Below are 6988 nucleotides of genomic sequence, written 5' to 3' on the forward strand. Positions count from 1 at the left end.
TATCAGAAACTATTGAAATTGATAAGAGAAAATCCGCTTAAGTTTAATTGAGCCTGTAAAAAATATAAGCATAAACTCGGCGCTATAAAATCTTCCCTTTAAATATACTGTTGTCAGCATGGCAATCCCAAAAGCCCAACTCGCATGAAACGGACGTACAAGATTCATCTCACATAGAGGCTGAAGTGCTTTAAAAGCCGCATAAAAACAAACGAGTGCGCCTATGGATGCGAGTACCCAATGGTTTTTGTTCTGAAACTGCGGCGAAAAAGCTACAATGTAAAACGACAAAATAGTAAGCGACATGCAAATAGCCGCTAAAAATCCAAAATTTCTTGCGTTTTTCACGGTTTGGGCTCTATTTTCGGTCAAATTTTGTTCGTTTTCGCTCATCTTACTCCCCCTTTATCATAAGTCCAGGCGTATAGATAAAATGCAGTCGGCAGCACGTAGAGTATCGCGATGGCTAGCGCTGCAAGCAGTATGGAAAAGACCGCTGCAAAATAGCCCGTGGATAGCATTATCTGCAGCGCAAAGGCGATAATAAAGCTGGCGATAGCAAAAAATACGTAAGTCTTAAAAAGAGTGTTTTCTGTGATCTTTGCAAGGCTGAAATTTAACTTAGCCCAAAGGACGGCAAGATAGACGGCGATAGCCAGTATAAACAGCCCTGCCAGCCCAGTGCCAGCCGTTGCAGGTCGGTCCTCTATGCCGCGTATAAAGCCAAGCGCTATACCAACTACCGCAAATACGATAGATACAAAAATCATCTGTTTATAGATGCTAAGCACGTCGGCGTCGTAAATTTCCTCTAGTTTTTTAAGTGCGTACCACATATAAATGGCCGCAGCAAGAAAAAGCACGAAATTTACCGAGCCTTCAAGCAGCAGTTTTATCAGCTGCTCTTGCGCTTCGCCGTGCGGCTGCGTAAATATCAGATAAAGCTTGGCAAAAAAAGATACGGCAACGGTTGCTAGCATAAGCCGGCACGAGATGATACCCTGCCTTTTGGCTGCTTTTAGCGTTTCTCGTTCGTTAGAATTTTCATGCGCGTTTTCTTTTTGGGGTAGAATTTTATTTGCTTGGCTTTGCTCGGCGTCAAATTTGAGCTCCGTTGCTAGCTCGTTACGGCTGCTAAAATTTGGTTCGTTTGTGCTTTGGGTGTTTAAATTTGACCTATCGCCGTGCTGGTTGGTCAAATTTATCTCGATTTCGTCTTGCTCGTTTGAGAAATTTTCCGCATTGATCCACGCCGCGAGTAATACGCCCGAAGTCGCTAAATCAAAAAGCGCATTTGTGAGAGGTGCAAATTTGACGGCGGGAGCGATGATGGTGGGCGAGAGGACCTCTAGCATGCCATAAATAAAGTTTGCGCCCATACTAGCGGCAAGCATCCACGCGTAAATGCTAAAAAGCGCGCAGCTCGAGATCTTTGCGAGTTTGAGATTTATGACGACCCACACGATAGAGACGGCAAATACTGCAAGTGGGATGATGACGCGGGAGATGAGCTTGAGATAATTTTCGTCAAAAACATAGAGCGCGATCGTGCAGAGGATCACTGCTAAAAAGCCGTTGTAGGCATATTTAAAGATAGTAAAGACGTTTGTGTTTGATAGCTCCTGCGCACGGATGAGCGCATAGTGGAAAAACGTCAGCGCAAACAGCCACGCTAGCGTGCGAACGATCCAAAACACACTCTGATCGCTCGCTAGAAAACTCGCGCTCGCACACAGGATACAAACTGCGCCGAGGATACCTTGAGTTCTTGCTTTATTAAAATTTCTATCCATTTTTCTCTTTCGGCGGTTTTGGTTTTAAATTTATAAAATTTGGCACTCAAATTTGCGTCAAATTTGACAACATATAAAAAAGAGAAAATATACATAAATTTGTTTTAAACGGTTATTAAATTATTATGTAGGAACTATGGTCCTTAAGGTGAAAAAGTTTTTTAAAATTTTATGACTTTTTAATTCTAACTATTTAAAACCACTAAAAGCAATTTTTAATTTGCTTTTAGTGGTGTGAGATTTATTTTTTTCTATCGTTATATTCTGATATCCATTCGTCCCAGCTATCGGCTACTTTATGTTTTTGATCCGCAAGCATTTTACCTAGATCGTAATGCCCTACGTGTTTATGGCAGCCCGTGCATTTCATATAATCATCGGTATCTTTTAATTCGATATATTTTGCATGCATTTTGCTGATATTTCTCGTTGCGTTTGCGTCTGAAATTTTGATAATATCGCCGTGACACTGTAAGCAGGAGCTATCAAAAGTATAATTTTTTCTAGCGTGCTCTCTGTTTGTTATCCAATCTTTTTCTTTGGGGTCTTTAAAGAGTACGGTTATCCCTTCTGAAATACCGTTTTTTGCTTTAGCAAAGATATAGCTAGCTAGATTATCGTGAGGTAAATGACAATCGGTACATTTTATCCCAAGTCCTTTTGGATTTGAGCCGCCGTGAACCGGGTCGGCTAAATTTGTTTGGGCTATGGCCCCATTCTACTCCTGGCAACTACCGCAAAACGGGTATTCTCCAGTTACTTTTACGACTTTATATCCGCCAAATACAATTACGAGAGTTACTATAGAAGTAACTATAACGGTTTTAAATAATATCTTTTTCATCTTAATATCTCACTTTACTACTAGTTTTTTCATCGATTCTTGCGTATGACAGCGTAGGCACATATTTACGGTCGGCTTATGTGCTTTGTGACACGTGTCGCAGTCGAGCGATTCGTAATGCGGATTTGCATGAATATTATCGTTGTGCCCGAGCGCTCCGGTAGCTTGAGCCAAACCAGCATAACTGCCGTGGCACTTTAGACAAGATTCATTCATCGCGGAAGAATATTCCTTAACGTCACCCTCTTTATGGCAATCTTTGCAGTCAAGACCTAGTTTTTTATGGATACCTTTGATCGGGAAAGATTTCTCGCTAAAATCAGTTACGATTTCGCCTTGAGAATTTTTTAAAATATCGCTTAGGCTGGCGGTAGAATTTATATCAAAGGCATAAATTTGCGTTACTATAAATAATAAAATAAATAAAAATCCTTTCATTACGCACCTCTTTTTTCGTTATAGATTTCGGCTAGTTTAACGCCTGCTCTTTTTCCGTAAACCAAGCAGTCTAACACGGTATTTGATCCAAGTCTATTAAAGCCGTGTCTACCGCCGATTAGCTCGCCGCAGGCATATAGATTTTTGACGATTTTCATGTCGTTATTATAAACTTCGCAGTCTATAGTAGTTTTCACGCCGCCCATACAATGATGAACTTTGGGCCCTGGCCTAGAGGCAAAAAACGGCGGTTTTTCTACTTTTATGAATTTTCCTTTATAGGCTGAAAAATTTCGTTTAAATTCGGGATCTTTGTAATCTTTATCTTTCGAGGCTTCATCTACAAACGAATTGTATCTTTTGAGCTGATCCAAAAAAGGCTCTTTATTGATATGATAGTACTCGATAAGCTCATCCATCGTGTCAAATTTTTTAACGGCGCCTACGCTTAGTCCGCGCTGAAAGTCTTTAACATCGACGGTTTTCGTACCTTCTATATCCATAATCAAAACAGGATGATTGGTTCCATTCTCATTCATTGCCCAGATGGCATCAGAGCCTACTTTTCTGTCGGCTATCTAATTTACGAAGCGCAGTCCTGTTTTTGGATTTACCATTATACCGTAGGCGTATCCGCGAGTAATCCAGCGATACGCAAAACCGAAAAACGGCTCATGGGCAGAGGTTACGTGCATGCGTTGGATATATTGCATGTCTATAAATTTGACGTTATCTTTTTATGAGTTTTTGCACGGTGTATGCGGTTGCGCCTAAGTGATTCGTGGTGAGCACGTCGGCTCTTAAGGCAGGGTCGAAAATTTGTCTAAATTTTACATCTGCGCCCCAGCCTCCCGTAGCGAGTATTAGCCCTCTGTAGCATCTGTAAAATTTTACTTGCCCGCTTTTATTGTCGTTTTCGTCAAAACCTATTTCGAAATTAAATTCATACTTCTCGCGAACTTTAATGCCGACTACTTCGTCATTGTCGTCAAATATAATATTATCCATTATCACTCTGGTTCTAATAACGCCGCCTCTATTTAAAATTTGCCTTTGAAGCGGGCGGGTTATGTAGCTTCCGGCGCCAGCAGAGTGTGATCTGGGAACGGTATGACCTCCGCTTCTACTAACCCATTTAAAATTTATGCCGTTTTCTACGAGCCAATCAAATGTTTTTGGTCCTTCGTAAACCATCTCTTTTACGAGTTTGACGTCATTTAGATCATGCCCGCTTTTTAAAGTATCTTTTATCTGCAGTTCGGGATCGTCTTTTATGTTCTCTCTTTTTTGGATAGGGGTTCCAGCAACGGCCATCGATCCTCCGCTATATGCAGAGTTTCCGCCCAAATACTGCATTTTTTCTATCATTATGCAGTTGGTTATGCCGTTGTCTAACAAAGAAAGCATTGCCGCAGAGCCTGCAAAGCCGCTTCCGACTACTATAGCGTCAAATTTTTCGTCCCAACGTTCGATATCTTTTGCTCTAATGGAGCCAAAAGCTAAATTCGGCGAAGCTATGGCTACAGAACAACAGGCAAGAGTTTTTAGAGTCTTGCGTCTATTTGTCAAACATGTATTCTCCTTTACGTAAAATTTAAGATTATTAAATAAATCTTTAGGAGAAATATTAATATAATTTTTTTCTGCTTATTTATGATAAAATATGTCTATTTTTGATAAAGCATTTTTTATCAATCTATATTAAGTGGCTAAATATCGTGATTATAGTAAATTTGATATGACTAGCCAATCAAAGTAAATGACTTTTTTTATCAATCAAAAACTTAAATTTTGAAGTATATAAAATCAGGCGTATTATCGTTTGTCAATATAAAATAAATCTGAGGAGCTTTAAAATTATATAAATTCGGATCGTAAAAAATGCTACAGGCTTTATTGATTACTTCTTGCATAGATAAACCCATGTTTTTATATCTATTTTTGCCCACTTCCCGCCGCTGAGCTCCAAATAAGACAGTTCGCTATCTTTGCTTTCGACTCCATATACTTTACTGTTAGCATCGCCGTTTTCCAATAAAACAAATACGTTATCGCTCTTTTGTTTGAAATTTAAAAAACCGATATTATTCGCATCGTGCGTTATAGCGAGCTTTTTTGTGGGCATTTCTATTTCTTCATAGATTGGTTTATTTATCGGGATATAGGTCGGTAAATTTTGCTTGTATGCAAGAGGGGGATTTCCGTAAGTTTTGGAAAATGTTCTAACGAAAGTCTCGATATGCGTAAATCCGCATTTTTTAGCTATTGCGCTTACTTTCTTGTCCGTAAATTTAAGCAAAAACTCTGCCCTTGAAAGCCGAAATGAACGTAAATACTCCTCTATATTGGCATTTGTGTAGTTTTTAAACAGCCTTTGTAAATGAAATTTGGAGTATCCGCCCACTTTAGCTAACTTTTCTATACAAAGACCGTCGTCTTCTATATTTTGTTTTATAAATAGTATTAATTTTTCTATATACGCATTATACGACTCGTTAATAATTTTTTCTTGGGATTGTCTCATAGAACTAATATCTTGAAAAAGTAAAGAGATGGGGCATGGGAAGTTATTATCAAGCGGCGTGGTAGTGACTAAATATTTTATGCGAATAGAATCTTTTATCATATCTATATTAAAATACCTTATCTCGCCACTATTTTGAGAAGTTTTTATCTCGTTTAGGAAATTTTCTTTTTGCTCGCCGTCAAGAAAGTTGCTGTTAACGATAGCATCTTTTAAATTTGAGCTTTTTTGATTAAAATCATAAAAATTTTGAAATTCCGCACTTGACGAAACTATATTTAAGGATTCATTGCAGCTAATAAATATACCGTTTATTTGCTTGGTAAGGATATCTTTGATGTATATATTTCGCTCGTCAAGCTGTTTTGCGCTAGTGTTACTTTTTTTCAATCAGACAAAATTTACAAACAAATATATTAACACGGATACGGCATAAAGCAGTAAATTTATAAAAAGATATTTATTTAACTCGCTAGTATAAAGCTCTTGATCTTTTTCAAAAACTATACTCCAATTTGTACCTTTTATATTTAGCGAAGCGTATTTCTCGTTTGGTAACGGGATGTTTTCAAATGAAATAAGATATATAGGGATTTGAGGCTATAGTGATGCCGGCTTTTAAGGTATAGTTATACCAAGCTCTTGATTTTAAATCGTAATTATGTGGTACAACATAACCTTTGTCCGATATATAAAATTTACCATCTTCAAGACCCATTATGAGATATGGAAAATTGGAACTTTGTTGAAATTTATGAAGCAATGGCTGAATTTCGCTCTCCAATAAAATATTTTCATTTTGCAATAGTTTGGAAATTTTTTCCACGTCTTTAAAATTTGAATTTATCCAGTCTTGTATCTTGGTATGCACTCTATTAAAAAGCTCTGTCTCGTAGCGCCTGATATTATTTTTTAAAAGATTGTAGTTGAAATAGTAGTTTATTCCCAAAAATAGCAAAAAGACAATGCTTATGGCTATAAAAAATTTATTATCTTTTTTTGTTTAATATTTTCAAAATAATATCCATAATGTTTAATTTTATGGATTATTGCAAATTCTATCTTTATATTCCGTGAAAAGTATTGTTTAGCCAATGGAAAACTTTTTTATTTGTTAAGTTTGTCATAAATGTATCTTGTCTTGAAATATTGTTTTTAAATGTGGTTTTTCTAGTACTCGATATATGAGGATATGAGGTTATTTTAAATTTTTTATTACACTTTAAGGAACTAGTCTGATTTTACTCAGACTAGTTTAAATTTTTAAATTAATTTATTTCGTAGCGTTATTGTCTGTTTTTGTCTCGGCTGGTTTGTCGCTATCCTTCACCCCCACATAATCCTCCCCAAAATAAGCCTTCTTTATCTCTTCTTTTTTAATTGCGGCTT

The 6988-nt window shown here is 37.3% G+C and carries 8 protein-coding genes; all 8 read right to left on the bottom strand.

The window, feature by feature from the left end; translation table 11 throughout:
• Nucleotides 1-9 precede the first annotated feature (9 nt).
• The 8 genes from Q0394_RS05450 to Q0394_RS05485 all read right to left on the bottom strand — a co-directional run bounded on the left by Q0394_RS05450 (nt 10) and on the right by Q0394_RS05485 (nt 5989).
• Nucleotides 10-393 carry a hypothetical protein gene (locus tag Q0394_RS05450; RefSeq protein ID WP_298945958.1) on the bottom strand — a complete coding sequence of 128 codons (384 nt, stop codon included), beginning with the start codon at nt 391-393 and terminating at the stop codon, nt 10-12.
• Nucleotides 390-1793 carry a hypothetical protein gene (locus Q0394_RS05455; RefSeq protein ID WP_298945960.1) on the bottom strand — a complete coding sequence of 468 codons (1404 nt, stop codon included), beginning with the start codon at nt 1791-1793 and terminating at the stop codon, nt 390-392. Before Q0394_RS05455 ends, Q0394_RS05450 begins: the two co-directional genes overlap by 4 nt.
• A 241-nt stretch (nt 1794-2034) precedes the next feature.
• Nucleotides 2035-2502: a NapC/NirT family cytochrome c gene (locus Q0394_RS05460; RefSeq protein WP_298790791.1), complete on the bottom strand. Its 468-nt coding sequence runs from the start codon at nt 2500-2502 to the stop codon at nt 2035-2037.
• Nucleotides 2503-2646: 144 nt separating this feature from the next.
• On the bottom strand, nt 2647-3075 hold the full coding sequence (locus Q0394_RS05465) for a cytochrome c3 family protein (protein WP_298945962.1): 429 nt from the start codon (nt 3073-3075) through the stop codon (nt 2647-2649).
• On the bottom strand, nt 3075-3653 hold the full coding sequence (locus Q0394_RS05470) for an FAD-binding protein (RefSeq protein WP_298945971.1): 579 nt from the start codon (nt 3651-3653) through the stop codon (nt 3075-3077). The genes Q0394_RS05465 and Q0394_RS05470 overlap by 1 nt, the downstream gene beginning before the upstream one ends.
• Nucleotides 3654-3788, bottom strand: coding sequence for a hypothetical protein (locus Q0394_RS05475; protein WP_298945965.1), 135 nt, complete (start codon nt 3786-3788; stop codon nt 3654-3656).
• A 16-nt stretch (nt 3789-3804) separates the two neighbouring features.
• Complete coding sequence (locus Q0394_RS05480; RefSeq protein ID WP_298945967.1) at nt 3805-4644, bottom strand: FAD-binding protein; 840 nt, start codon at nt 4642-4644, stop codon at nt 3805-3807.
• Between the two features lie 331 nt (nt 4645-4975).
• The gene (locus Q0394_RS05485; RefSeq protein ID WP_298945969.1) at nt 4976-5989 is read right to left on the bottom strand and encodes an AraC family transcriptional regulator; all 1014 of its coding nucleotides are present in this window, start codon (nt 5987-5989) and stop codon (nt 4976-4978) included.
• Nucleotides 5990-6988 lie beyond the last annotated feature (999 nt).

This window comes from uncultured Campylobacter sp. (assembly GCF_938039205.1).
Taxonomy (GTDB): domain Bacteria; phylum Campylobacterota; class Campylobacteria; order Campylobacterales; family Campylobacteraceae; genus Campylobacter_A.

Excerpts from the sequence above, each read along its gene's own strand:
- Q0394_RS05450 (WP_298945958.1), bottom strand. The coding sequence starts at position 393 with ATGAGCGAAAACGAACAAAATTTGACCGAAAATAGAGCCCAAACCGTG.
- Q0394_RS05455 (WP_298945960.1), bottom strand. The coding sequence starts at position 1,793 with ATGGATAGAAATTTTAATAAAGCAAGAACTCAAGGTATCCTCGGCGCA.
- Q0394_RS05465 (WP_298945962.1), bottom strand. The coding sequence starts at position 3,075 with ATGAAAGGATTTTTATTTATTTTATTATTTATAGTAACGCAAATTTAT.
- Q0394_RS05475 (WP_298945965.1), bottom strand. The coding sequence starts at position 3,788 with ATGCAATATATCCAACGCATGCACGTAACCTCTGCCCATGAGCCGTTT.